This is a genomic window from Variovorax sp. PAMC26660 (assembly GCF_014302995.1).
GTDB lineage: Bacteria > Pseudomonadota > Gammaproteobacteria > Burkholderiales > Burkholderiaceae_C > Variovorax.
In genome coordinates this window covers 6,678,287-6,703,107 of record NZ_CP060295.1, presented here as the reverse complement: position 1 = coordinate 6,703,107, position 24,821 = coordinate 6,678,287, and the positions used below count along the sequence as shown (strand labels likewise).

Genomic DNA, 24,821 nt, shown 5'->3' with positions numbered 1-24,821 from the left:
CTCGCATAGGTCTGCGCGCGTCGGCACATGTTCCATCGTCGTTTTGACAGCGCGGATCCTGCTCGTCAGCACAAGTGCAGGTCCAGAGATCCCGCAATCCGTGACTAGGTGCATCGCACAGGCACGTGTTGCCGAAGGTCGTGAAATCTTCCTTCGCGGACGATTCGCTAAGCTTCCGGGTGCGTTCTTGGACGTACGATTCAATGGTTCAGTCCCAAACCTCGGCAGCGCGTCTTAGAAATCGAATCACAGCGGAATCTGATCCTTGAAGAAATCAACCATTGCCACTGCGATCCTCGGCCTTCTTGGCGCCATCGTTACCTATTTCACTCAAGCGCCCGCGTCCGAGAAGGCTGCGTCAATCCAGCAAAGTGGAACAGTTGCGATTGGAAATGGAAATCGGCTGAACAACGTCACGATAGTCAACCAGGCGCCCAACAAGGCGGCTGGCAGTGAAGCAGAAGGCGAGAAGTCGCAAACCTTCCCAGAAGCCTTGGTGGGCCGATGGAAAGGCGTGGCGCGGTATGTGCTGCCGGAGGGGGAGATTATTGCCACCGGCTACACACGATTTCAGCAGAATGGCGCCTACAACTTCAGTGGGGAATGCATCATGCGCATTCATGGGGAGTCAACGCCAAGCAAAACAGTTGTCTGGACGGTTTCTGAAACCGGCACGTGGCGTGCGGCGGGCAAAAGTGTTTCGATCACGTCGATCGATCTGAAGTCGCTCAAGACCGTGGTGCGTCAGACCGGCCAACCGGACCTAGACATTGATCGCGTGACGGCCCTTGCGCCGACAGTCGGAATGCCGCCACCACCACGCTATCGCCTGGAAGACCTGACGCCTCGTGGAGGATCACAGGAATACTCGATTGTCGAGTTGACGGAAACAGGCCTGCGTACGGCCGGAAAAGATCTACGTGGCAACAACATGGAGTACGTCGCAACACGGCAGCCGTGATCAACTCCTAAAGAGTTGAACGGCAGGCGTGGACGCTTCAGCCAAGAGCATTCACACGGGCTTCTTTCGTCGAAAGCGGGACTATCGGCCTCGCTTGCGTTGCGGCCACGCAGTTTTCGGTTGCTCGGCTCGGAGCCGTAGCGGAGCTTTGCGTAGGCCGACATCCTGGAGCGATCGCAAATGGCTTTTGCGCCAAGCATCCATAGCTAGTGCTGATTGTTCTGAATACGGGCTGGGAAGGCTACGCCGTACAAATCGAAAAAACGTGCCGTACACCAACCGAAGCTCATGTGTCGCGTGCCGACTCAGTGACGACAAGGCCGTCACAAGTACGGCGGACAGAACGCCGACGGCCACCCTGCATTCAGCCAATCGCTGCAGATATTCAGCCATTACTCGGAGCCCACTTGGCAGGTCCAGCAACGGAATTCGCAGGTAGCGAATCATCTCGAGCACCCCAGGAGTGACGGACGTCGCCTCCACGTCCGTGAGGGTCATGAGGTCCTGTGCATTGAAGGAGATGAATTCATAGTTCGCCGTTGCAAACGCTCGCAAGACCTGCGCGTGCTCGATGGCCGTGATCCGCCCCTTGACTGCTGCCTCTCGGAAAAGCGCGGTGGTAGGCACCTGTAAGGCCCCCGAGGTCGCGGCCAGCGCTTCAAGCGCAATGTCGTCGGCAACCAGGACTCGATTCTGAAATGCTGCCAACTGCATTCCGTCAGCGATGTAGTGGGGCCAATCGATGCGCATGTCTGCATACACTTCTTCCTGCAGGCCGCTGGCCGGCGCTGGGACCACCTGGACATGGTCGTCCACCCATCTCATGATCCGATCGAAACGCTCGATCTCCTTCGCGTTTATCTCCGGTGTGATCTCAGTTCTTTCATAGAACCCGTTTTGCGTGCTTGCGCCCAGGAGTGTCTGCGTCTTGCCTTGATTTTTCGCGAGAATCAACTGCTTGCTGCGAATGAGATCCACAGCGGACACGGTCATCGAAATAGCGCGTGTGGACTTCAAGGCGGAAGGAAGCAGTCCGAACGCATCCCAGCTCACAAGCGCCAAGGGGTCAAGAACAATGTCGAGTGACCCTTGAAGACGTTGGGAGAACCTCGCCGCCGACTCGGCGCCAGCCGACATGGCCTTGACACGCCGATGCGTCCCGACCAACTTCGCCCAGACGTCAATCGGATGCCGATGCATCGCATGGGCCAGTACCCCGATAGGGATCAAGGTATCCGCGTAGAAGGACAGGGCTGCATCCGATGCTCGCTTGCTATCGTCCAGCATCTTGAAGAGTGCGGAGAAGTCATATTCGCCGCCTTTCCCTTTCACGGAAAAGCTGCGTAAGGAATCCACCATGGGAAGCTGGCTGCCATAGCGGCGTTGGATGAGCTGAAAGGCACCAACAAGCACACCCACAATCGACTCAATTTTGAACGGTCCGCCGGGGAAGGCATTGAATTCGATCCTCGCCTTGCGCGGCTGGCCGAGTAGCGCTGAGATTCGATCGGAATGTGGCGTGAACCAGCCGCTCGCGACGTCTTCAGGAAACCGTTCGTCGATCACGATCCAATGCGATTGGTGGTCTCCGGCGGTCGCCTTGAGGCAGACACCGCACTGACGTTCGACCGCCGAAAGCCCAAGAGGAACTGGGCGCTCCTTCTTGTCGAGCAGTACGTAGGAGAGGAACCATGCGGCGTTCTCCGGGACATCGCCGTGTTCACGGATCCAGCGATATGCCAGATCGTCGGCCATCGATTCTCGACCCAGTGCACGTGCCTCCCTCGTATAGAGGCTTACAGCATCCAACGATGCATGGGACTGGTACGCCGTGTTATCAAGTAGAGACACTGCCTCAGCAACCTGTCCACTCTCGCGCAGCAACACGATCTCCATCATCTGGAGCTTGAGCTCCGCCGGTCTGCGCGCCAGCGCGAGGTGAACTGCGCTCAGCGCGGCGGAACGATCCCCACGCGCGAGTTGGTAGTCGATGCGGTAGGCATCGAAGCGTCGGGCGTCGGAAGCTTTCGGATCCAATCCCAGCAGCAGTTTGCCGAGCGATTCGAGTCGATGCAGTCGCAGCAAACAGAAGGCCACGCGCTCCTCCAGCAGCCCGCCCTGAGGTTGATCCAGATTCACGTGCGGAAGCAACAGTCGGAGTGCTTCCTCCTTTTCTCCGAGCGTCAAGTGGGCGTCAGCGATGAAAAGCAAGAAGTCGGGGGCAGCCCGTTTCTGGTAAAGAGCAATGGCTTGACGCGAATACTGCAAGACTAGCTCCGGGTGACCCAGGCTTCGTGCGTTTTCCGCGATGCGGCGACATGCAGACAGTTTGTCATGTGCCTGCTCGTAGTAGCCTCGCGCCATTGTTTCGAGGCTGGCGGACGGGTGCGTTTTTGAACGCGCTGCCAGTAGCATCCAGCGCAAATCATCGGCTTCGTGGCCTTCTGCCGCCGACTCCGCCGCCGCCAGCGTTGCTTCGGCTTTGCCGAAGTCTCCAAGGTGCATCCAGGCGCTGGCTCGGGACAGCTGCAGCATGACGCTTCCAAAGCCCTTCGGTTTTGACAGATCCAGTGCGCGTTGCTCGTGGCCACCCTCCGCCATTGCAAGAATAAGCCTGTCGAAGTGCTCGTCCACGTTGCCCAGTACGTCGAAGATGCGGGCGGCGAGGTCGGCAGCCTCTTCGTGCTGATCGAGCATCTTGTACGCGGTCACGAGGTTCAGGGCAGAGGGAAGCCAGCCGCCTTTTTCGCGTACAGGGTCGCGTTTATCGAGAGAGGCGCGGTAGAGCGATAGAGCGGCCTCCACTGCACGGCGTTCGCGACCTGACACGAGGCGGCTTCGAGGGCTCTTTGGATCGCCAATGGCCTCGTGCATCAGCAAGTCGGCTTGCAGTGACATCACATCGGCATCATCCGGGTTGTCCCTGGCGACTTCGTCCAGTGCTTCCTCGGCCAGCGCGAATTGGCCGTCCACCGCGGCCATATGCGCCCGGATCAAGCCCACGTCACGATCGGACTTGAGGCGCCGGCTCAGGCGTGCATCAATTTCAGCCCGTCTTCCAAGATGTTGGCTGCTGATCAATGCTGCCAGCGCTGCCAGCGTGGAGGGCGGGTCAAGTGCAAGTCCGGGAATCGCTGCAGCCAATGCCTCTTCATGGCGCCCCTCGAACACCAAGGCTTGCGCCAAGCGGCCGTGTCGGAGGTCCTCGGATGGCTCTGCTTCGGCGGCCTTGCGCCACAGTCGCGCCGCCTCTGGCGCGTTGCCTGCCCGCCCCACCAGCACGGCCTTCTGGCCGTATGCTCGCGCCAACTCGGCGTCAGGCAGCGCGTCTTTGCGCTTGAGGACCAGATCAACCAGCGCTGTGGCACCAGCGATATCGCCGTCGGTCATGTGCAGCTTGACTTCGTCCAGCATGACCAGGTAGGTCGCGGCCGTGCTGGCACGGCTCGTGACGGCATCTTGAGTGATGACGCCGGCTTCGCTCGGCGGCTTGGAGACCGCGTGCAACGCTTCTTTTGTCGGGGTGCTTGCAAGCGTGTCGCCGCCTGTGCCATCCAGTCGATCAAAGAGGTTGTAGCGCCGCACTTCCTCTTCAAAGTCGCGCCACATCGCGTATTCGAAGGATCTGCCTTGGGCTACAACGGCGGGGCGCAGGGCGTCCAGCGCGTTGGTCGTCTTGGCATCGCTTGGCGCCGATGTATAGAGCAGGAACTTGGTGATTGGCGGAACGATCGCTTGAGAGGCCTTGATGTCTTCCGCGACCTGGGCGACGTTCAACCGACTGCCGAGGGCGACAAACTTGCACTGGATACCCACGCGCGCATCGCCGTCATAGACTACGAAATCGATGCCGTCCTGGGCTTGTCCATGGCGTCCGTACGCGTTGGCTCGACTTCCAAATTTGGATTCGAGGACGTGCGATACCCAGGACTCCCACACCTTTTCATTGGCGGGCAGGTGGACGCCCCGTCCATCTACGTTGGCCACGGATATGCGAGTGTTGAAATGCGGTTCAGGTGTCGAAGGAACAGGGCGCTCGCAGCCTCCTTCGGGCTGTCGGCGGCACCTGCGCATCTGATCATTATTGACCACCTCTGGTCTATGGACGCCGCAGGCAACTAGCGCCGCGATCAGGGTAGCCCGTGGCCGTCGAGCACTTCAACGAGCTTCCTGGGCCCCACCTGAAGATGAAATTCTAAAAAAGAGCCCACGCGGCTTCGAGCACGTGATCGGGACTCTCAAGCAAGAGGATCTGAGGCCAGCCTCATGATCCTGTCGCGGTGAACAGGTCGAGGCTTATGCCGACTGTTCGTCTTGGCCTTGCTCGACGGGCGAGGGCGCAGCGTAATGTTTGGCTTCTTGCCCGGCTTCGAGAGCGCTGGCCGCTTCTTGGGCGGCCGACCGCGGCGAACAATGTTTTTCTCCGGCATCTCGCTTCTCCAGAACGTCAGATCGCCTTGCGGCATGTGCGCTTTGATGAAAGGATCGTGCTTGCGCAGGTAGCAGGCGGTGCGTTCCAAATTCTTCCTGCCGAGCGGGTCACGGCGGTGGATCATTCCGATGCCCAGCAGACCCCGTTGCCTGTAGCTTTCCTTATTGACGTGGCAGTTGTAGTAGTGCCCTCGCTGCGCGGTAATTACCTCTTTCCAATACTCGCCGATTTCTCGCGCGAGCAGTTCGTCGCGCCGGTGCTTGCTGCCTTTCAAGAGCACGAGCAGGTGGTAATGAAACCCCTTGTCCAGGCCGTATTCGAGGCGTAATGCATACCCCACCAGGGTTTTAGGAAATCGCTTGCGCAAATACGCTATCAACGCTTCACGCGCTTCCCTAACCTCTGCGTAGGATACAGATCCTTCAAGCGCATCCCACGTACCCTCTGCTGGTGTGTTCCATCCCAGGTCCACACGCAGCACCAGAATGCGGCGATGATTCAGAAAGTGGGTGCCCAGGAATTTCGTGATCAAGCCGTTGCGCTGCTCGACCAGATCTTTTTGGCGACGAAGCTTCTCCTTGAACTCCAGGCTACCCCCCTCGGAGCGAATCGCATAGACAACGTTATTGAGCAGCTTGATCTGCTGCGCTGCGACGTCCGAATCCATGCAGACGAAATCCCACTCAAGGTCTTGCTCAAAGAGATTAGAGGCATGTATGTGGCGAACCAACAATTCCGCATGAGCATGGTCTATCCATGAAATTGGATAACCATCCGTCATGTAGGTGGCTTGCTCGCGGCGCAGGAATTCCACGAATGGCTTCATTGCTGGACCCCATTTGATATCAAATCTATTGCGGGGGAGCTGCGTACACTGTATACGCCCAGCGCTTTCGATCAGTGCGCAGCACATGTTGACATACCGCGTCATTCTTCGAGAAAGAGGGCCTTTCTCGTTTTCTTCGTCAAGTGGACTCCAAGCGCATTGTTCAGCATCGTCCTGCGTGGTTGAGTTTTCGGTGGTGAAGAGAGTAAATGGTTCCATAAGAGGATTCCTGAGGCTCGGGTTGAGATGGAATGCATGGCTAACGGTCATGCATGGAAGAGGCTGACGCTCGTTGCAAAGCAAGCTAGGTTCTATTGCAATAATGACTGGCCGCTTCCTATCTCATAAGAGCCCTAGTTAAAATTTACTCAAATCAATGCGTTGAAAATAGATTTTTCCTCGAAAAATGAGGGGAATTGAGCGTGGAGAAATGAGTGAATTCCCCCGGCAAGTTGATGGGGCATCGCGTGATGCTTATTCGGGATTTGCGCTTGGTGCAAGAAGGTTGAGCGAATCTGATCATCGCAAACTGTGCCGCTATGGGTGCTCAGCGCAGATCAATCGCTGAAGTCGTAGGGGCGGAGAGCTTGCGCGCGAAAAAGGGGTGGGGGCTGAGGCGGATCGGATCCATCGAACAATGGCGTAAGAGAGATTGAAGTGACAGGCGACTAGTCGGCGAAGCAGTCGAGGCACCGCGAACGATGGCAAATTGGCTGCTCGGCATTCTGTCGATGATCAGCAACAGCACCAAACTTTCGTTTGCTGGCAGGCGCTTGCGCCGGCACACATGTCACCCGGATTGCTCCCTAAAACTGCCATCGCTTCGCACTCGATAGCCAGCGACGACCCGACTGATGGTGTCGTACTGAAACCTCAATGTCGAGTAAATTTAGAAAAACGGAGAAAAACCATTGCTAAGCTTTGCTAAAGTAGCAGTCATTAGCAAAAAATTGGTAGGCAATGGACAAATCGAGCCTTGATGATTTGTGGGACGTTCCTCGGATGTCTAGAAGCGAGATCGACGAGAAGTACGGATCCTGGCAAGCGCGTGAAGAGGAGGCCTTGAAGGCGGTAGGGCTTGCACACCCAGGTGGATGGGCGACAGCTGAAGGCTGCCCGATCAGCTACGAGATTTTGAAACCATCAACTCCTTGGTACGAAGAACCCCGCGCGCCTCCTTTTCCGACGGACTATCTGCTTGAGCCCTTGCGAGAAGCAGTTGAGGAGGTTCGTGCGCTGGTTGGCGCGCCTGCTGCATTGATCAGTGGGAGTTTGATTGCAAGCCTATCCGCGGTATGCCAAGCTGGCATCAAAGTGCAGCGCCCAGGTCTCGAACCCAGCTCCTGCGGTCTGTTTTTGGTAACCGTTGCGGAGAGCGGTGAACGGAAGACTGCAGTGGACAACATTTTCACCGCACCCCTCAGAAACTTCCAGGAGAAAGTCGATCTTCAAATGAGCGAATCGCGACTTGAGTTCAAGGCGAAGCACAGAACCTGGACAGCCCAAGTCAGAAAAGCAAATCGTTTATATAACAAGGCCAGCGGCGGCAGTGAGGCAACCGCCTTGATCGAGCTGCATAAATTGAATAGGCAGGAACCCACGCCTCCAGTGGTTTTGAAATTACTTCAAGAGGCCGCGACATTTGCTGCTTTCAAACGCGCGTTTTCCCAATGTGTTCCTGTTACTTCCCTTATTTCAAGTGAAGGACTGAATGTCACAAAATCGGGTGCAATGGAGGAATTGGGTTTTTTGAACTCTCTTTGGGATGGGAGAAATGTCCATCTAAAAAATAGAGACTATGACATTGCTGTCAAGGATCCTCGCTTCACATTAGGTCTGATGATTCAGCCGCAGGGATTTGAGAAGCTCATAGCAAAGCGAGATGGAGAGTTTGCTGAAAGTGGGATGCTGGCGAGGTGCCTTGTTTCTCACCCTGAATCAACACAAGGACAGCGGTACGGTATCCTTAGAAAGAGTCGAAACTATGTTCAAAAGATTTTGAAGAATTTTGACGCGCTATTGGCGCAGCAGGCACTAATAGATTTCGATGTCCGTCAGGCGATAATTTTGACATTTGATCATCGAGCAGCACAAGCATGGATATCTTTTGTCCGGCACCTAGAAGAATCCGTGACGAAAGGCGGGCGTTTCAAAAATATCCGATCTGCGGCAGCCAAGGCAGCCGAAAATGCTGCCAGGCTTGCAGCTTTGTTTTCCAAAATGGAATCAGATGATCCAAATATTCGTCTTTACCACATCACGAGTGCGATAAAACTGGTCATTTGGCACTTGAATGAAATGAATTATGTATTGTTCGAGAGGAAAGCTTTTGACCAGCTTAAAAGTGATGCAGATCAATTGCTTAATTTTTTGGAAAAAAGATGGACGATGACCGATTTTCAGCCGATTTCTCGAACTGAGATTGCTCATTATGGGCCTGGTCGTCCAAAGATAAGCGCATCTCAACGCGCCAGAACATTGGAATACTTGGTGCGAGAAAATAGAATTGTTGCTCGGGCTGACGGCATTGTCCGCGCGTGGGCGCGCTAATTTTTTAGATGCACGAGTGTTGATGCCCCACTCAAAGTCCTTCATCTGGTAACGGTGCGGGACGGCGTGCTAGTTCGACTGAGGCAATTCAGTCGCCATAACGATCGTCGCCGGCAAGTGGCGATACATGGGCGGCGCCCAGTGGGGACCTGAGTGGCCGCTGCGCGGTCCGTGGTCGGGGCTATCGCCTCGCCGTGGGGCGGGCGGCTATCCGTCGATCGCCCTCTGTTTCCAGGTAGCCCGCCCAGCGATCGAGCCTGCGGAGAACTAGGATCGAAGTATCGGCTTTTGGGGTTTTCTGACGTTCATAGAACGTCGACCTCGCCAGGCCCGTGCGCGCCATGACCTGCTTGGGGCTCAGCATCGCGCCCGTCGGAGCGCTGGCCACGGCCTCATGCCGCGCAGTGGCTTGTCCTCGTGGTGAGGAATCGGCGCCGGCTTTGGACAAGGTCGAATGGTGCGGCCGCTCGGCAACGGAAGGTGCCGTGACTTGTTGTGCCAATGTGGCGTGCGCCGAGTCACTCGTCGTTGTGTCGCCCCTCGTCATTTCGAAACCAGACTTCAGGCAATACCAAACTGCATCGTGGAACTTCATGTAGGTTGGGAGCGCTGTAGCGTTCGAAGGAGCGCGTCAGGTGGTGGTTGATCAGCAACGCTTTTGCGTCTGCCGCGAGATCCGTTCGTCAATGTCCCGCTCTAGAAATCAGCGTGCGCGTCGGCCAATTTCGACGCGTTTCGGAAAACCTGGATCAGAGTCAGCGTAAAACGGATTGATCCGGTTGAAGACGCTCGTGCGGCCTGAGCCTGTTTGTGCCCGTGCCTTGTTGAGGCGAAGCACCTTCGATCCTGCGTATCGACCCTGCGTCTGGGCTCGCGGGTCGACGTGTGGGTGGACGCAGCAGTAGCGGGAAGGGCCAGCCACTAGGGGGCGGCCGGCGCAAATAGTTCTCGGGATCCGGAGCGGAAACTTCAGGCAAAGCTACAAGGCAGGCGGCTGGGTGACAAGCCTCCGGCGCGGATTGCGGTCTGAAACAAAAAAGCCGCTGCTCAAAGAGCAGCGGCTTTATGTGGGTTTCTATGTGGGACAAAACCCAAAAACAGATCTAAGTTATTGATTTACTTAGATAACTGGCGGAGCAGGCGGGATTCGAACCCGCGGAGGGCTATTAACCCTCACACGCTTTCCAGGCGTGCGACTTAAACCGCTCATCCACCGCTCCTGAGCCCACGATTATAGCGTGGCTTCGGGCCGTTTTCAGGTCGGGCCGGAGCTCTTGCCGGTCTGAATCATGCGCATGGCCGACGAGATCAGTGCGGCCGTCTCGGTCATGTTGCTCGGCACGATCAGCGTGGTCTTGGAGTCTGCGGCGACCTTGCCGTAGGCATCGACGGCGCGCTCAGCCACCTTGAGCTGCACGGCCTGCTCGCCGCCAGGCTTCTGGATGGCGGCCGCCACGCGCTCGATGGCGTCCGCCGTGGCGGTGGCCACGGCGGTGATGGCCGCGGCCTCGCCCTGGGCGTTGTTGATCTGGGCTTGCTTTTCACCCTCGGAGCGGGCGATGAAGGCTTCGCGTTCGCCGGTGGCGATGTTGATCTGTTCCTGGCGACGGCCTTCCGATGCGGCGATCAGCGCGCGCTTGCCGCGCTCGGCGGTGATCTGCGCCTGCATGGCCAGCAGAATTTCCTTCGGCGGCGTCAAGTCCTTGATTTCGTAGCGCAGCACCTTCACGCCCCAGTTGAGCGCGGCCTCGTCGATGGCGGCGACCACCTGGGCATTGATGACATCGCGTTCCTCGAAGGTTTTGTCGAGTTCGAGCTTGCCGATCACGCTGCGCAGCGAGGTTTGAGCGAGTTGCGTCACGGCCACGATGTAGTTCGACGAGCCGTAGCTCGCGCGCATCGGGTCGGTCACCTGGAAGTAAAGGATGCCGTCGACCTGCAGCTGCGTGTTGTCGCGCGTGATGCAGATCTGGCTCGGCACGTCGAGCGGGATTTCCTTCAGGCTGTGCTTGTAGGCCACCCGGTCGATGAACGGAATCAGGAAGTTCGGGCCGGGCGTCATGGTGCCGTGGTACTTGCCCAGGCGCTCGCGCACCCATGCGTTCTGCTGCGGCACGAACTTGACCGACTGGCTGATGAAGATGATCGCGATGACCAGGATGATGAGAGGTACGGAGAATTCCATGGTGCGCTTCCTTTTCTGAGTTCTGTGTTCTGACTGACTAGACTTTGTCGACGACGAGCCGGGAGCCGATCATCTCGACCACGCGGTGCTCGCCGGTCGAGGGCGTATGCCCCGCGCGCTGCACCACGGTCCATTGCGCGCCGCGATAGCGCACGGTGGCGGTGCCGTCGGGGTTCCATGCATCGACAAAGACGCTTTCGCCGATGTCGAGGTTCACGTCGCGGTTGGTGCCTGTCGGCGGTGCTGGCGGGCGCTTGCGCTGGATCGAATACCAGACCAGCACGGCGCCCACGCCGATCACTGCCGCCACCAGCAACTGTGTGACGGTGCCAAAGCCCAGGTGCGCCGCAATCGCCGCGGCAGCGAAGCCGGCGGCCAGCAGCAGCAGGTAGACAGTGCCGGACAGCAGCTCGACCACGATGGCGGCCCCCGCTATCAGCCACCAGACGGTGGAATTCGCCATGACAACTCCTCTTTGTGCTTGTTCGATTCGCGCCATTCTGAGGCATACCGTTTCAAGCGCTTGTGTTACGTAGGGGTACTGTCCCCACGGAAGGGCCCCTTGCCGCCATCGCTGGAATGTCTTGCGTCAGGCTGACCAGATTCTTCATCTGAATTCCGTACACTTCGCGCCTCGTCTCATTGCCTCGCCTTACTGCCTGTCCGGAGCCCCGCTCATGAAATTTCGCTTTCCCATCGTCATCATCGACGAGGACTTCCGCTCCGAAAACACTTCGGGCCTCGGCATTCGCGCGCTCGCGCAGGCCTTCGAAAGCGAGGGCTTCGAGGTGCTGGGCGTCACGAGCTACGGCGACCTGAGTCAGTTCGCGCAGCAGCAAAGCCGCGCCAGCGCGTTCATCCTGTCGATCGACGACGAGGAGTTCACCGTCGGCCCCGACCTCGATCCGGCCGTGCTGAACCTGCGCACCTTCATCGGCGAAGTGCGCCGCAAGAACGCGGACGTGCCGATCTACATCTACGGCGAGACCAAGACCGCGCGCCACATCCCGAACGACATCCTGCGCGAGCTGCACGGCTTCATTCACATGTTCGAGGACACGCCGGAGTTCGTGGCGCGCCACATCATCCGCGAGGCCAAGAGCTACCTCGAAGGCGTGCAGCCGCCGTTCTTCAGGGCGCTGATCGACTACGCGGAAGACGGCTCGTATTCGTGGCACTGCCCGGGCCATTCGGGCGGCGTGGCGTTCCTCAAGAGCCCGGTGGGCCGGATGTTCCACCAGTTCTTCGGCGAGAACATGCTGCGCGCCGACGTCTGCAACGCCGTGGAAGAACTGGGTCAACTGCTCGACCACACCGGCCCGGTGGCAGCCAGCGAGCGCAATGCGGCGCGCATCTTCAATGCCGACCATTGCTTCTTCGTGACCAACGGCACCAGCACCAGCAACAAGATGGTGTGGCACCACACGGTGGCGCCCGACGACGTGGTGGTGGTCGACCGCAACTGCCACAAGTCGATCCTGCACGCGATCATCATGACCGGCGCGATTCCGGTGTTCATGAAGCCCACGCGCAACCACTTCGGCATCATCGGCCCGATCCCCCAGAGCGAGTTCGAGCAGAGTGCCATCAAGGCCAAGATCAAGGCCAACCCGCTGCTCGCGCATGTCGATCCCGAGACGGTCAAGCCGCGCGTGATGACGCTCACCCAGTCGACCTACGACGGCGTGATCTACAACACCGAGACCATCAAGAACATGCTCGACGGTTACGTCGACACGCTGCACTTCGACGAAGCGTGGCTGCCGCACGCGGCCTTCCACCCGTTCTACGGCGCCTACCACGCGATGGGCAAGCGCCGCGTGCGCCCCAAAGACTCGCTCGTGTTCGCCACGCAATCCACGCACAAGCTGCTCGCCGGCATCAGCCAGGCCAGCCACGTGCTGGTGCAGGACTCGCAGAACCGCGCGCTGGACCGTGACCTCTTCAACGAGGCCTACCTGATGCACTCGTCGACCAGCCCGCAGTACGCGATCATCGCGAGCTGCGACGTGGCCGCCGCGATGATGGAGCCGCCCGGCGGCACCGCGCTGGTGGAGGAGAGCATTCTCGAAGCGCTCGACTTCCGCCGCGCCATGCGCAAGGTCGAGGAAGAGTTCGGCAAGGAAGAGTGGTGGTTCAAGGTCTGGGGCCCTGAAAAGCTCGTCGACGAAGGCATTGGGCGCGCCGACGACTGGATCATGAAGGGCGAGAAGGAAGCCAAGCGCAAGACCAAGAAGTCGCCGCGCAACTGGCACGGCTTTGGCGACCTGGCCGACGGCTTCAACATGCTCGACCCGATCAAGTCGACCATCGTGACGCCCGGCCTCGATCTTGAAGGCAACTTCGCCGAGACTGGCATTCCCGCCAGCGTGGTGACCAAGTTCCTCGCGGAACACGGCGTGATCGTGGAGAAGACCGGCCTGTACAGCTTCTTCATCATGTTCACCATCGGCATCACCAAGGGCCGCTGGAACACGCTGCTCACGGCGCTGCAGCAGTTCAAGGACGACTACGCGCGCAACCAGCCGATGTGGCGCATCCTGCCCGAGTTCTGCCAGCAGCATCCGGGCTACGAGAAGCTCGGCCTGCGCGACCTCTGCCAGCACATCCACAAGCTGTACGCGCGCTTCGACGTGGCGCGCCTCACGACTGAGATGTACCTGAGCGACCTCACACCAGCCATGAAGCCCAGCGACGCCTTCGCCCATATCGCGCACCGCAAGACCGAGCGCGTGGAGATCGACGAGCTCGAGGGCCGCATCACCACCAGCCTGATCACGCCTTACCCGCCGGGCATTCCGCTGCTGATCCCGGGCGAAGTGTTCAACAAGAAGATCGTCGACTACCTGCGGTTCTCGCGCGAGTTCAACACCCAGTGCCCGGGCTTCGAGACCGACATCCACGGCCTGGTAGCGCGTATCGACGAGACGGGCAAGAAGCGCTACTACGCAGATTGCGTGCGCAAGATCGACTGACGGTGATCAAAAAGAAGGGGCGCCACAATGGCGCCTCTTTCACGAGCGCGGTGCGTCTTCCCGAATCCGCATGAAGCGCGCGAAGCGGGGCAGGCCGCTCGGGTTGACGCCGTTGTAGCGATAGGTGACCCAACTGCCGATGGGCGGCGGGTTCTCCCGTTCTGCATCAGTCAGGCCGGTGCCGAGCTTGAAACGCTTGCCCTCGGGCGTCTCCACCATCAGCGCGCCGAGCCGGCCGCTGTGCTTGCCCTTGCCGGGCACGTGCTCGATCACACGTGCTTCGGCGTCGTCGAAGGGCTTGACCTTGAGCAGGTCGTTGTTGCGGCCACCGAGGTAGAGCGAGCCGCCACGATGCAGCATCAGGCCTTCGCCGCCCATCTTCACCGTCTTGTCGAGCAGTGCTTGCAGTTCTTCGTGCGTGGTCGCCCGCTGCTGCGGCACGGGCACGACCCAGGGTGCATCCGTGACCGGCAGCAGCTTGCGCAGTGCCGCCAATCGCGCGGTGAAGTCGCCGCCTTGTGCCGGCAGATCGAACACCATGAAGCGCATCTCGTGCCAGGCAACGTCGCTCGGGCTCTGGCTGCGCACGGTCGAGACCGCGTGAGAGAAGCGGCCGCGGCCCGCCCACAGCTCGCCGTCCAGCGGTTGCTTCGGCAGCGGGGCGGTGAACCACGCTGGCGCCACGACCTTTTCGCCGCCACGCGTCCAAAGCTGCTTGCCGTCCCAGTAGCCGCGCACGCCATCGAATTTCTCGCTGACCCAGTAGTCGCCCAGCGACATGCCGCGACGGTAGACCTCGGCAAGCATCAGCGATGGTGCGGCGTCGCGCGCGAACGCGTCGCGCAGCAAGGTCGCGCCAAGGCCGGCCAGAAGGAGGGAGCGTCGATTCAACATGATGATGCTACGAAATGAATAGCGAAAAGCGGCCGCTGGGCGGCCGTTTCAAGCCGGTCGAGTTCAGCGGTTATTCCGCCATGCCCCCGACCACATTGCTGAAGCCGCCGTCCACGTACGTGATCTCGGCGGTCACGCCGCTGGCCAGGTCGCTCAGCAGGAAGGCGGCCACGTTGCCGACTTCCTCGATCGTCACGTTGCGCCGGATCGGCGAAGCGTCTGCCACGGCGGCCAGCATCTTGCCGAAGCCCTTGATGCCGCTGGCTGCCAGTGTCTTGATCGGGCCGGCGCTGATGCCGTTCACGCGCATGCCCTTCGGGCCGAGCGACGAAGCGGTGTAGCGCACCGAGGCTTCGAGCGAGGCCTTGGCCAGGCCCATGGTGTTGTAGTTGGGCAGCGCGCGCTCGGCGCCCAGGTAGGTCAGCGTGAGCAGGGCCGACTTGGCGTTGAGGTAGGGCAGGGCCGCCTTGGCCATCGCCGGGAAGCTGTACGCGCTGATGTCGTGCGCGATCTTGAAGCCTTCGCGCGAGAGGCCTTCGAGGAAGTCGCCCGCGATGGCTTCGCGCGGTGCGAAGCCGATGCTGTGCACGAAGCCGTCGAAGGTGGGCCAGGTCTGCGCGAGATCGGCGAAGAGCTTGTCGATCTGCGCGTCGTCGCCCACATCGCAGTCGAAAATCAGCTTCGAGCCAAAGTCTGCGGCATATTCGGTGATACGGTCCTTGAATCGCTCGCCGACATAACTGAAGGCGAGTTCGGCGCCCTGTTCATGACAGGCCTTGGCAATGCCATATGCAATGGAGCGATTGCTCAACACACCGGTGATCAACAGTTTTTTGCCGGAAAGAAAGCCCATGAAGTTGCCTTGTGAAAATCTTGGGCAGAATTCTCGCATGCGAGGTTGGCTGCTCCTGATGTTGGCTCTCTTGGCGCTTCCCTCGTGGGCAGCGCATGGCCTGGGCATGGGTTACGAGCCGAAGTACCCGGCGTCGTTCAAGAATTTCGATTACGTGAATCCCGATGCCCCCAAGGGCGGCGAGCTGACGCTGTCGGCCAGCGGTAGCTTCGACAAGCTCAATCCGTTCACGCTGCGGGGCGTGCCGCCGGTAGGCATGGGCTATAGCGCCAACGGCTTCGTGTTCTCCGAGTACGGCCTGATCTTCGATTCGTTGACGACGCCCAGCGAAGACGAGCCCTTTTCCCAGTACGGATTGCTGGCGGAAGATGTGCAGCTTGCTGCCGACCGCCTGAGCGTCACCTTCCGCCTGAATCCCAAGGCCCGGTTTTCTGACGGCTCGCCGGTGCTGGCGAAGGACGTGAAGTATTCCTTCGACACCCTGATGAGCAAACTGGCAGGGCCGACCTTTCGTTCCTACTGGGCTGACATCAAGGATGCCGTGGTGGTGGGGGAGCGCACGGTTCGTTTCGATTTCAGGCGCCAGAACGCCGAACTGCACATGATCATCGGCGGGATGCCGGTGTTCTCGAGCGCCTGGGGCATGGGCAAGCCGTTCGACCAGATCGTGAGCGAACCGCCGATCGCGAGCGGGCCGTATGTCGTGGACAAGGTCGACTTTGGCAAGTTCATCTCGTACCGCCGGCGGCCGGATTACTGGGCAGCCGATCTCCCGGTGCGCAAGGGGATGTTCAATTTCGGCACGGTGTCCTATCAGTACTTCAAGGATGCACTGGGCGAGGAGGAGTCGCTCAAGGCTGGCTCACTCGATGCGATGGAAGAACGCTCGATCATCGCTTGGGTGCGCCGCTACAAGGGCCGCCGTTTCGATTCTGGTGAGCTGGTCAAGGAAGAGATTTCGCATCGCCGCTTCACAGGCATGCAGGGCCTTGCGCCCAACCTGCGGCAGCCCCGTTTCACGGACATGCGCGTGCGCCGCGCATTGGCACTGGCTTTCGATTTCGACTGGCTCAACGAGCATCTCTTTTATGGGCGCAGAGGCCGCACGACGAGCTACTTCCAGAACAGCGACGACCTGATGGCACAGCCCGAGGTCAGCCCCGAGGAGCAGATGCTGATCGACCGCCTCAAGAACAAGCAGCGCTACCTCGACAACGTGAAGGGCGAACTGCCGCGTCCCGACAGCAGCGGAGGCACCGCCGAAGGCCTGCGGCGCAACCTGATTCGCGCGCAGGAACTGCTCAAGGAAGCGGGCTGGACCTACCGCGATGGTGCGCTGCGCGACAAGGGCGGCACGCCTTTCGTGATCAATTTCGACATTGCGGACCGCAGCTCGGGCGTGGTGCTGGCGCCCTATGCGCGCAACCTCGCCAAACTGGGAATCGCGCTGGAGTACCGCTTGCGTGACCCGAGCCTGCTGAAGAAAAAACAGGACGATTTCGACTTCGACATGGCCATCAATATCGCGGGCGGTTCGTCGAGTCCCGGCAACGAGCTGTATGACGACTTCGGCTCGAAATCGGCCGCCGAAAAGGGGAGTCAGAACCTCAGCGGCATCAGCGATCCGGTGATCGACGAGATTCTCGAAGTGATCGTCAACAGTTCGGACCGCAAGTCGCTCGCGGCGGCTGCGCGGCTGCTGGATCGCTACCTGCTGCACCAGCACTACGTGATCCCGATGTACTACGGCAAGCAATATTTCATTGCCCACAAGCGCAAGCTGCGCCGTCCTGATGCCCCTTTGCCACAACGTCTTCTCGCCGGCTCGGCGATGCTGACGATGTGGTGGATCGATCCGGCGACGAAGTAGACAGACACAGACAGACCGCATGGCCGCCTACCTGCTCCGACGCCTTTTGCTGATCATTCCCACGCTGTTCGGGGTGCTGCTGCTCAATTTCGCCATCGTTCAATTCGTTCCGGGTGGTCCGGCCGAGCAGTTGCTGTCGCAACTGACCAACAAGGAGAACCGCATCTCGGGTGGCCCCACCGGGCGTACTCTCGATGCCAGGCAGGTGGCGGAGATCAAGGCTCTTTACGGCTTCGACAAGCCGGCGCCAGAGCGCTTCTGGCAGATGCTCAAGCAGTTCGCGCGCTTCGATCTGGGCAAGAGCTTTTTCCAGAGCAAGGACGTGTGGCAGCTCATCAAGGAGAAGCTGCCGGTTTCAATCAGCTTGGGACTCTGGACCTTCTTCATCAGCTACCTGATTGCGGTGCCGCTGGGCGTCGCGAAAGCGGTTCGCGCAGGCTCGCGTTTCGACTTCCTGACGACGTTGCTCGTGCTCGTCGGCTATGCCATCCCGGGCTTCGTGTTGGGCGTGGCGCTGCTCGTGATCTTCGGCGGCCAATTGCAATGGTTTCCGCTGCGCGGGCTGACTTCGCCGAACTGGGAGTCGCTGAGCTGGGGTGCGCGCATCGTTGATTACCTGTGGCACATCACCTTGCCGGTGACAGCCATGGTGCTCGGCAGTTTCGCGATCACCGCGATGCTCACCAAGAACTCGTTCCTCGAAGAGATCCGCAAGCAGTACGTGCTGACGGCGCGTGCCAAGGGGCTGGCCGAGCGTCAGGTGCTCTGGAAGCACGTGTTTCGCAACGCGCTGATTCCGATCATCACTGGTTTTCCGACGGCCTTCATCGGCGCTTTCTTTTCGGGCGCGTTGCTGATCGAGACGCTGTTTTCGCTCGACGGAATGGGCTTGCTCAGCTACGAAAGCGTTCTGCGGCGCGACTACCCGGTGTTCCTGGGAACGCTCTATCTGTTCACGCTGATCGGTCTGGTGACCAAGCTCATTTCCGATCTTTGCTACGTCTGGGTTGATCCGAGGGTGAAGTTTGACTAAAGCGCTTGCTGTGTCCGTGAGCCCCGGGCGCCGTGCCTGGCGCCGTTTTCGCCGCAATCCGCTGGGGTTCTGGAGCCTGTTGATCTTCTCGGTGCTGGTGGTGCTGAGCCTTTTTGCCGACGTGCTTTCCACCGACAAGCCACTCGTGGTGCGCTACGAAGGGAAGACGTATTTCCCAGTGTTGCGGGATTACTCCGAGAAGACCTTCGGCGGCGATTTCGAGACGCCGGCCGACTACCTCGATCCGTTCGTCGAGCAACGCATCACCCAGGGTGGCAACTGGGCGCTCTATGCGCCCAATCGTTACGGCCCGAGCACGCTCAACTATTTCTCGAAGCCGCCGAACCCGGCGGCACCCTCGCGCGAGAACCTGCTCGGCACGGACGAGCGAGGGCGTGATCTGCTGGCCCAACTGATCTATGGCTTTCGCATGAGCGTGCTGTTTGCGCTTGCGCTCACGGTGATCGGCGTGGTGGTGGGCATTGCGACGGGGGCCGTGCAGGGGTTCTTCGGCGGGAAGATCGACCTGACCTTCCAGCGGCTGATCGAGATCTGGGGGGCGATGCCCGAGCTGTACCTGCTGATCATCTTCAGCGCGATCTTCACGCCCAGCGTGGCGCTGCTGCTGATCCTGCTGAGCCTGTTTGGCTGGATGGGGCTTTCGGACTACGTCCGTGCCGAGTTCCTGCGAAATCGCCAGATGGACTATGTGCGCGCGGCGCGCGCGCTCGGCGTGGGCAACCTGCAGATCATGTGGCGCCACATCCTGCCCAACAGCATGGTGCCTGTCGTTACTTTCTTGCCATTCCGCATGAGTGCCGCCATTCTTGCGCTGACCTCGCTCGACTTTCTTGGCCTCGGCGTGCCGCAAGGCACGCCATCGCTCGGTGAACTGTTAAGCCAGGGCAAGGGCAACATCGACGCCTGGTGGATCTCGCTGTCCACCTTCGCTGTGCTGGTCGTCACGCTGATGCTGCTGACCTTCATGGGCGACGCGCTGCGCGATGCGCTCGATCCCCGGAAGGCCGACAAATGATGAGCGACAAGAAGAACCAGCCGCTGCTCGACGTGAAGGGCCTGCGCATCGCGTTCAGCGGCAAGGAGGTGGTGCACGGCATCGACTTCCACATCGCCGCCGGCGAAAAGCTCGCGCTCGTTGGTGAGTCGGGTTCGGGCAAGACCGTCACGGCACTGTCGCTGCTGCGCCTGGTGCAGAACGCCGATCTTGCCGGTGTTGCAAGGCTTTTCGGCCCGGAACGGCCGCAGGACGTACGTGACCTGCTATCGATTCCAGAGCGGGAGCTGCGCGGCATTCGCGGCAAAGAGATCGCGATGATCTTCCAGGAGCCTATGACCGCGCTCAATGCGCTCTACAGCGTCGGCGACCAGATCGCCGAGGTGCTGGAGCTGCACGAAGGGCTGTCGGCCCGTGCCGCGCAGGCAGCAGCCGTCCAGTTGCTGGCCGACACCGGCATTCCCGAGCCCGAGCGACGGGCGAGGGCGTTCCCGCATCAGCTCTCGGGCGGGCAGCGACAGCGCGCAATGATCGCGATGGCGCTTGCCTGCAAGCCCCGCCTGCTGCTGGCCGACGAGCCGACCACGGCGCTCGACGTCACGGTGCGCGCGCAAATTCTGGAATTGCTGGCCGACCTGCAGCGCAAGTACGGCATGGCTGTGCTGCTGATCACGCATGACCTGAACCTGGTGCGCCGTTTCGCCGACCGCGTGGTGGTCATGGAGAACGGCCATGTGGTCGAGCATGGCGCGGTGGCGCCTGTGTTCGACGCGCCGCAGCACCCCTACACCCGCAAGCTGATCGACAGTCATCCGGAGCGCGATGTGGCCGCCGTGGCGGCACGGGCTGATGCGGTGCCGGTGCTCGAAGCCAAGGCGCTGCGCGTGATCTATCCGGTGCCGCGGCCAGGTTTTGTCGGCTGGTTCCGCAAAGGCGAATTCGTCGCCGTGCAGGGTGCGGACTTCCGCATCGTGCCCGGCGAAACGCTGGGTGTGGTCGGCGAATCGGGGTCGGGCAAGTCGACGCTCGCACTCGCTGCGCTGGGGCTTTTGAAGCACAAAGGCACGCTGAAGGTGGACGGCAAGGGCTGGGCGGTCGGTCGCGCATCCGACTTGGGCCTGCGCCGCGTGATGCAGGTGGTGTTCCAGGACCCGTTTTCCTCGCTGTCGCCGCGCATGACGGTGGAGCAGATTGTGGGCGAGGGGCTGCGCGTGCATGCACCCGAGCTCAACACCGAGGCGCGCCGCGCTCGTGCGCTCACGGCGCTGGCCGACGTGGGGTTGACCGAGGCGCAGTTTCCTTCGTTGCTCGACCGCTATCCGCACGAGTTCTCGGGCGGGCAGCGCCAGCGGCTGGCCATTGCCCGTGCGCTGATCGTCGATCCGCAACTGCTGGTGCTCGACGAGCCCACAAGCGCGCTCGACGTGACGATCCAGAAGCAGGTGCTGAGCCTGCTGCAGCGCCTGCAGCGGGAGCGGGGGCTGAGCTACCTGCTGATCACGCATGACGTCGAGGTGATCCGGGCGATGGCGCACCAGGTCATCGTGATGAAGGACGGGGCCATTCTCGAAACCGGGCCGGTCGAGCGCGTGCTCGATGCGCCCGAGCATCCCTATACAAAAAAGCTGGTGGCCGCCGCGCTGCTGGAATAAACGGAGACTGCAAGAAATGTCGGAAATCGGACGCGACCAGCGCGGTGCCTGGCGCGCGGCGCTGGCCTGTATGGTCACCCTGGCGGTGGCGATGGGCCTGGGGCGCTTTGCCTTCACGCCCATGCTGCCGATCATGTTGCACGAGGGAAAGTTGGAGCTGGCAGCCGGCGGTGTGCTGGCGTCGCTCAACTATCTGGGTTACTTCTTCGGGGCCGTCAGTTGCGCGGCCATCGGGGTCAAGGCGTCGAGCATGGTGCGCGGCGGGCTGGTCGCCACCGCAGCGCTGCTGCTCGGCATGGGGCTGCTGCACAGCTTCGTCGGCTGGGGCGTCCTGCGTACGGCTGCGGGCGTGATGAGCGCCTGGGTCTTCGTTTTCGCTTCCGGCTGGGGCATGCGGCGGCTGGCTGAAACCAATGCACCAACGCTGGCGGGAGTGATCTACACCGGGCCGGGCATCGGGATCGCGATGACCGGATTGCTGGGCGGGGTCTTGGGGCGCTGGGGCTCGGAGGCCGGATGGATCGGCCTCGGCTTTCTGGCGATCGTGCTGATCGCCACGATCTGGCGGGTGTTCGACGACCGCGAACCGCCCGCAGTCGGCAATGGCGCTGCACCGGCGCCTGTGGCGGCAGCGGGTGTTGCGGGGTCGGCATCGGCCCGCAGCGACGCGATCTGGCTGGTGGCGCTCTACGGTCTGGCCGGCTTCGGCTACATCATCACTGCGACCTTTCTGCCCGTGATCGCCCGGCAAGCGCTGCCCGGTTCGTCGTGGCCCGATTTCTTCTGGCCCCTGTTCGGGCTGGCCATCATTCCGGGCGCCCTGATTGGCGCGCGCGCGCCGACGCATTGGGACAACCGGTTGCTGCTGGCCGTGGCCTATGCACTGCAGGCGCTCGGTGTGGTGCTGTCGGTGGCATGGCCGACCATCGGCGGTTTTGCGCTCGGCAGCTTGCTGCTGGGCATGCCGTTCACCGCCATCACGCTTTTTGCGATGCGGGAAGCGCGCCGCCTACGGGGCAATGCCGCTGCCGGACTGATCGGCTATGCCACGGCGTCCTATGGGGTGGGGCAGATCATCGGCCCGTTGTTTGCGGCGCCGTTGGCGCAGCGAACCGGGTCTTTCGAGCTGCCATTGCTGGTTGCCGCTGCCGCCTTGGCCCTCGGTGCGGTGCTGTTTGCGGTGGTTTGGTCTAAATCTCGTGCGCCCGTGGCTGCTTGAGTGCGAATGCCCCTTCATTTATCACACGAATAGCATATAATTCGAGGCTCACGACCAAACGGGCGGGTACCAACCGCCCGTTTTTTTTGGTCTATTCATTCTTGAGCATTCATTGAGATTGTTGGGATTCGGGTATCCGTAGCGGGCGGGTGAAACGAATTCGGTATTTAAAAGGCACTTTCGAACACGTGGCATTGCAGCAAATAGTTGAACAAACCGTGGCCGGTCTTGGCTACGACCTGGTTGAGATCGAGCGCTCGGCCGGGGGATTGCTGCGCGTGACGATTGATTTGCCGTGGACGGCCCCCACCTCCGAAGACGTGGCTGCCGGCGTGCCAGAGCCTTTCGTGACGGTGGAAGACTGCGAAAAGGTCACGCGTCAATTGCAGTTTGCGCTGGAAGTCGACGGTGTCGAATACAAGCGGCTTGAGGTTTCCTCGCCCGGTATCGACCGTCCGCTGCGCAATGAACAGGATTTCGGACGTTTTGTGGGTGCGGTGATCGACATCACGCTCAAGGCGCCCATGGGTGCGGCGGCTGCAGGCCAGGTCTCGGCCACCCGCAAGAAATTTCGCGGCACGCTGGAGCGTGCTGAAAAGGCAGAAGGGGTTGCGGCGGATGCGGCTCCGGTTTGGCAAATCGTCTGGAGCGACGAGCCCAAGACCAAGCCAGGTCAAAAAGTGAGCAAGAAGCGCGCGCCTGCACCGTTGCATGCGCTGGGCTTCGTGCTGGGCGAGCTGCGCGATGCGCGGCTTGCGCCCATTGTGGATTTCAAGGGCCGCAAGGCCAAAACCCAACCGGGTTTTTCGGATATTGACGACGGAACGAATGTTCCGGACTGAACAGAGGAGTGGTGGCATGAATCGCGAAATGTTGATGTTGGTGGATGCGATCTCGCGCGAGAAGAACGTCGAGCGTGACGTCGTCTTCGGCGCGGTCGAATCCGCACTGGCGCAAGCCACCAAAAAGCTCCATCAGGGTGACGTGGACATCCGCGTCTCGGTCGATCGCGACAGCGGCGACTACGAAACCTTCCGCCGCTGGCACGTCGTTCCCGATGAGGCCGGCCTGCAGCTGCCCGACCAGGAAATCCTCCTGTTCGAAGCCAAGGAAGAAATGTCGGACATCGAAGTCGGCGAGTACATCGAGGAATCGGTGGACTCGGTGCCTATCGGCCGCATTGGCGCCATGGCTGCCAAGCAGGTCATCCTGCAAAAGATCCGCGACGCAGAGCGCGAGATGCTGCTCAACGACTTCATGTCGCGCGGCGACAAGATTTTCGTGGGCACCGTCAAGCGTCTGGACAAGGGCGACATCATCGTCGAGGCCGGCCGCGTCGAAGGCCGCCTGCGCCGCAGCGAGATGATCGCCAAGGAAAACCTGCGCAATGGCGACCGTGTGCGCGCCATGATCATGGAAGTCGACCTGACGCTGCGCGGCGCGCCGATCATCCTGTCGCGCTCGGCGCCCGAGTTCATGATTGAGCTGTTCCGCCAGGAAGTGCCCGAAATCGAACAAGGCCTGCTCGAAATCAAGAGTTGCGCCCGTGACCCGGGTTCGCGCGCCAAGATCGCCGTGCTCTCGCACGACAAGCGTGTCGACCCGATCGGCACCTGTGTTGGCGTGCGTGGCACCCGTGTCAACGCCGTGACCAACGAGCTCGCTGGCGAGCGCGTCGACATCGTGCTGTGGAGCGAAGACCCGGCTCAATTCGTGATCGGTGCCTTGGCTCCGGCCAACGTGTCGTCGATCGTCGTCGATGAAGAAAAGCACGCCATGGACGTGGTGGTCGACGAGGAAAACCTCGCCATCGCCATCGGTCGCGGCGGCCAGAACGTGCGCCTGGCTTCCGACCTCACCGGTTGGAAGATCAACATCATGGACGCCAACGAATCTGCGCAAAAGCAGGCCGTCGAGACCGATGCCAGCCGCAAGCTCTTCATGGAAAAGCTCGATGTCGACGAGGAAATCGCCGACATCCTGATTGCCGAAGGTTTCAACAGCCTTGAAGAAGTGGCCTATGTGCCGATCTCCGAGTTGCTCGAAATCGAAAGCTTCGACGAAGACACGATCAACGAGCTGCGCACGCGAGCCAAGGACGCGCTGCTCACCATGGAAATCGCCAAGGAAGAGGGTGTCGAGGTGCAGCCGCAGGTGTCCCAGGACCTGCATGACCTCGAGGGCCTTGACCCCGAGCTGATTCCCAAGCTGGTCGAGGCGGGTGTGAACACCCGTGACGACCTCGCCGACCTCGCGGTCGATGAACTCACCGAGATCACCGGCCACAGCGCCGATGACGCCAAAGCCCTCATCTTGAAAGCCCGCGAACATTGGTTCGCCGGCCAAGAGTGATGGT

General features: G+C 60.6%; 16 protein-coding genes and 1 tRNA gene. 10 read left to right on the top strand and 7 right to left on the bottom strand.

Annotation, left to right across the window (positions count from 1 at the left end; translation table 11 throughout):
* Positions 1 to 265: 265 nt before the first annotated feature.
* Positions 266 to 961, top strand: coding sequence for a hypothetical protein (locus H7F35_RS31470; RefSeq protein ID WP_187110409.1), 696 nt, complete (start codon positions 266 to 268; stop codon positions 959 to 961).
* Positions 962 to 1,042: 81 nt separating this feature from the next.
* Here the strand turns inward: H7F35_RS31470 and H7F35_RS31465 are convergent, their stop codons facing one another.
* The gene (locus H7F35_RS31465; RefSeq protein ID WP_187110408.1) at positions 1,043 to 4,948 is read right to left on the bottom strand and encodes a tetratricopeptide repeat protein; all 3,906 of its coding nucleotides are present in this window, start codon (positions 4,946 to 4,948) and stop codon (positions 1,043 to 1,045) included.
* A 251-nt stretch (positions 4,949 to 5,199) separates the two neighbouring features.
* On the bottom strand, positions 5,200 to 6,207 hold the full coding sequence (locus H7F35_RS31460) for an inovirus-type Gp2 protein (RefSeq protein ID WP_187110407.1): 1,008 nt from the start codon (positions 6,205 to 6,207) through the stop codon (positions 5,200 to 5,202).
* Between the two features lie 972 nt (positions 6,208 to 7,179).
* Here H7F35_RS31460 and H7F35_RS31455 point away from each other — a divergent pair.
* Positions 7,180 to 8,769 (top strand): DUF3987 domain-containing protein, encoded by a 1,590-nt coding sequence (locus H7F35_RS31455; protein WP_187110406.1) that lies wholly within the window; start codon positions 7,180 to 7,182, stop codon positions 8,767 to 8,769.
* A gap of 1,129 nt (positions 8,770 to 9,898) precedes the next feature.
* Here H7F35_RS31455 and H7F35_RS31450 read toward each other — a convergent pair.
* The 3 genes from H7F35_RS31450 to H7F35_RS31440 form a co-directional block, all read right to left on the bottom strand.
* Positions 9,899 to 9,989 (bottom strand) — tRNA-Ser (locus H7F35_RS31450).
* A 35-nt stretch (positions 9,990 to 10,024) separates the two neighbouring features.
* Positions 10,025 to 10,954, bottom strand: a complete 930-nt coding sequence (locus H7F35_RS31445) for an SPFH domain-containing protein (RefSeq protein WP_099789315.1) — start codon at positions 10,952 to 10,954, stop codon at positions 10,025 to 10,027.
* A gap of 37 nt (positions 10,955 to 10,991) precedes the next feature.
* Positions 10,992 to 11,417 (bottom strand): NfeD family protein, encoded by a 426-nt coding sequence (locus H7F35_RS31440; protein ID WP_187110405.1) that lies wholly within the window; start codon positions 11,415 to 11,417, stop codon positions 10,992 to 10,994.
* A 214-nt stretch (positions 11,418 to 11,631) separates the two neighbouring features.
* Here H7F35_RS31440 and H7F35_RS31435 point away from each other — a divergent pair, with 214 nt between their 5' ends.
* A complete protein-coding gene (locus tag H7F35_RS31435; protein ID WP_187110404.1) occupies positions 11,632 to 13,929 on the top strand; it encodes an arginine/lysine/ornithine decarboxylase in 2,298 nt (765 codons plus the stop codon).
* Positions 13,930 to 13,968: 39 nt separating this feature from the next.
* Here H7F35_RS31435 and H7F35_RS31430 read toward each other — a convergent pair whose 3' ends face one another.
* Both H7F35_RS31430 and fabI read right to left on the bottom strand, forming a co-directional pair.
* Positions 13,969 to 14,823: a DNA ligase gene (locus tag H7F35_RS31430; RefSeq protein ID WP_187110403.1), complete on the bottom strand. Its 855-nt coding sequence runs from the start codon at positions 14,821 to 14,823 to the stop codon at positions 13,969 to 13,971.
* 70 nt (positions 14,824 to 14,893) lie between these two features.
* Positions 14,894 to 15,676 carry an enoyl-ACP reductase FabI gene (gene fabI, locus H7F35_RS31425; protein ID WP_187110402.1) on the bottom strand — a complete coding sequence of 261 codons (783 nt, stop codon included), beginning with the start codon at positions 15,674 to 15,676 and terminating at the stop codon, positions 14,894 to 14,896.
* Positions 15,677 to 15,734: 58 nt separating this feature from the next.
* Between fabI and H7F35_RS31420 the strand changes: the two genes are divergently transcribed.
* From H7F35_RS31420 to nusA, 7 genes are all read left to right on the top strand, one after another.
* Entirely contained in the window at positions 15,735 to 17,546 is a 1,812-nt protein-coding gene (locus tag H7F35_RS31420) for an extracellular solute-binding protein (protein WP_261803432.1), read from the top strand.
* A gap of 19 nt (positions 17,547 to 17,565) precedes the next feature.
* Positions 17,566 to 18,579, top strand: coding sequence for a microcin C ABC transporter permease YejB (locus H7F35_RS31415; protein ID WP_187110400.1), 1,014 nt, complete (start codon positions 17,566 to 17,568; stop codon positions 18,577 to 18,579).
* 10 nt (positions 18,580 to 18,589) lie between these two features.
* Positions 18,590 to 19,615, top strand: a complete 1,026-nt coding sequence (locus H7F35_RS31410; protein WP_410010744.1) for an ABC transporter permease — start codon at positions 18,590 to 18,592, stop codon at positions 19,613 to 19,615.
* Positions 19,615 to 21,246, top strand: a complete 1,632-nt coding sequence (locus H7F35_RS31405) for an ABC transporter ATP-binding protein (RefSeq protein WP_410010743.1) — start codon at positions 19,615 to 19,617, stop codon at positions 21,244 to 21,246. Before H7F35_RS31410 ends, H7F35_RS31405 begins: the two co-directional genes overlap by 1 nt.
* 16 nt (positions 21,247 to 21,262) lie before the next feature.
* Complete coding sequence (locus H7F35_RS31400; RefSeq protein WP_187110397.1) at positions 21,263 to 22,465, top strand: YbfB/YjiJ family MFS transporter; 1,203 nt, start codon at positions 21,263 to 21,265, stop codon at positions 22,463 to 22,465.
* 188 nt (positions 22,466 to 22,653) lie between these two features.
* On the top strand, positions 22,654 to 23,307 hold the full coding sequence (rimP, locus tag H7F35_RS31395) for a ribosome maturation factor RimP (protein WP_187110396.1): 654 nt from the start codon (positions 22,654 to 22,656) through the stop codon (positions 23,305 to 23,307).
* Between the two features lie 16 nt (positions 23,308 to 23,323).
* The gene (gene nusA, locus H7F35_RS31390; protein ID WP_187110395.1) at positions 23,324 to 24,817 is read left to right on the top strand and encodes a transcription termination factor NusA; all 1,494 of its coding nucleotides are present in this window, start codon (positions 23,324 to 23,326) and stop codon (positions 24,815 to 24,817) included.
* Positions 24,818 to 24,821 lie beyond the last annotated feature (4 nt).

What these genes read in the sequence shown, in the direction of transcription:
- H7F35_RS31455 (WP_187110406.1), top strand. Translation starts at nt 7,180, where the DNA reads ATGGACAAATCGAGCCTTGATGATTTGTGGGACGTTCCTCGGATGTCT.
- H7F35_RS31445 (WP_099789315.1), bottom strand. Translation starts at nt 10,954, where the DNA reads ATGGAATTCTCCGTACCTCTCATCATCCTGGTCATCGCGATCATCTTC.
- H7F35_RS31440 (WP_187110405.1), bottom strand. Translation starts at nt 11,417, where the DNA reads ATGGCGAATTCCACCGTCTGGTGGCTGATAGCGGGGGCCGCCATCGTG.
- H7F35_RS31435 (WP_187110404.1), top strand. Translation starts at nt 11,632, where the DNA reads ATGAAATTTCGCTTTCCCATCGTCATCATCGACGAGGACTTCCGCTCC.
- H7F35_RS31430 (WP_187110403.1), bottom strand. Translation starts at nt 14,823, where the DNA reads ATGTTGAATCGACGCTCCCTCCTTCTGGCCGGCCTTGGCGCGACCTTG.
- fabI (WP_187110402.1), bottom strand. Translation starts at nt 15,676, where the DNA reads ATGGGCTTTCTTTCCGGCAAAAAACTGTTGATCACCGGTGTGTTGAGC.
- H7F35_RS31420 (WP_261803432.1), top strand. Translation starts at nt 15,735, where the DNA reads ATGTTGGCTCTCTTGGCGCTTCCCTCGTGGGCAGCGCATGGCCTGGGC.
- H7F35_RS31415 (WP_187110400.1), top strand. Translation starts at nt 17,566, where the DNA reads ATGGCCGCCTACCTGCTCCGACGCCTTTTGCTGATCATTCCCACGCTG.
- H7F35_RS31405 (WP_410010743.1), top strand. Translation starts at nt 19,615, where the DNA reads ATGAGCGACAAGAAGAACCAGCCGCTGCTCGACGTGAAGGGCCTGCGC.
- H7F35_RS31400 (WP_187110397.1), top strand. Translation starts at nt 21,263, where the DNA reads ATGTCGGAAATCGGACGCGACCAGCGCGGTGCCTGGCGCGCGGCGCTG.
- nusA (WP_187110395.1), top strand. Translation starts at nt 23,324, where the DNA reads ATGAATCGCGAAATGTTGATGTTGGTGGATGCGATCTCGCGCGAGAAG.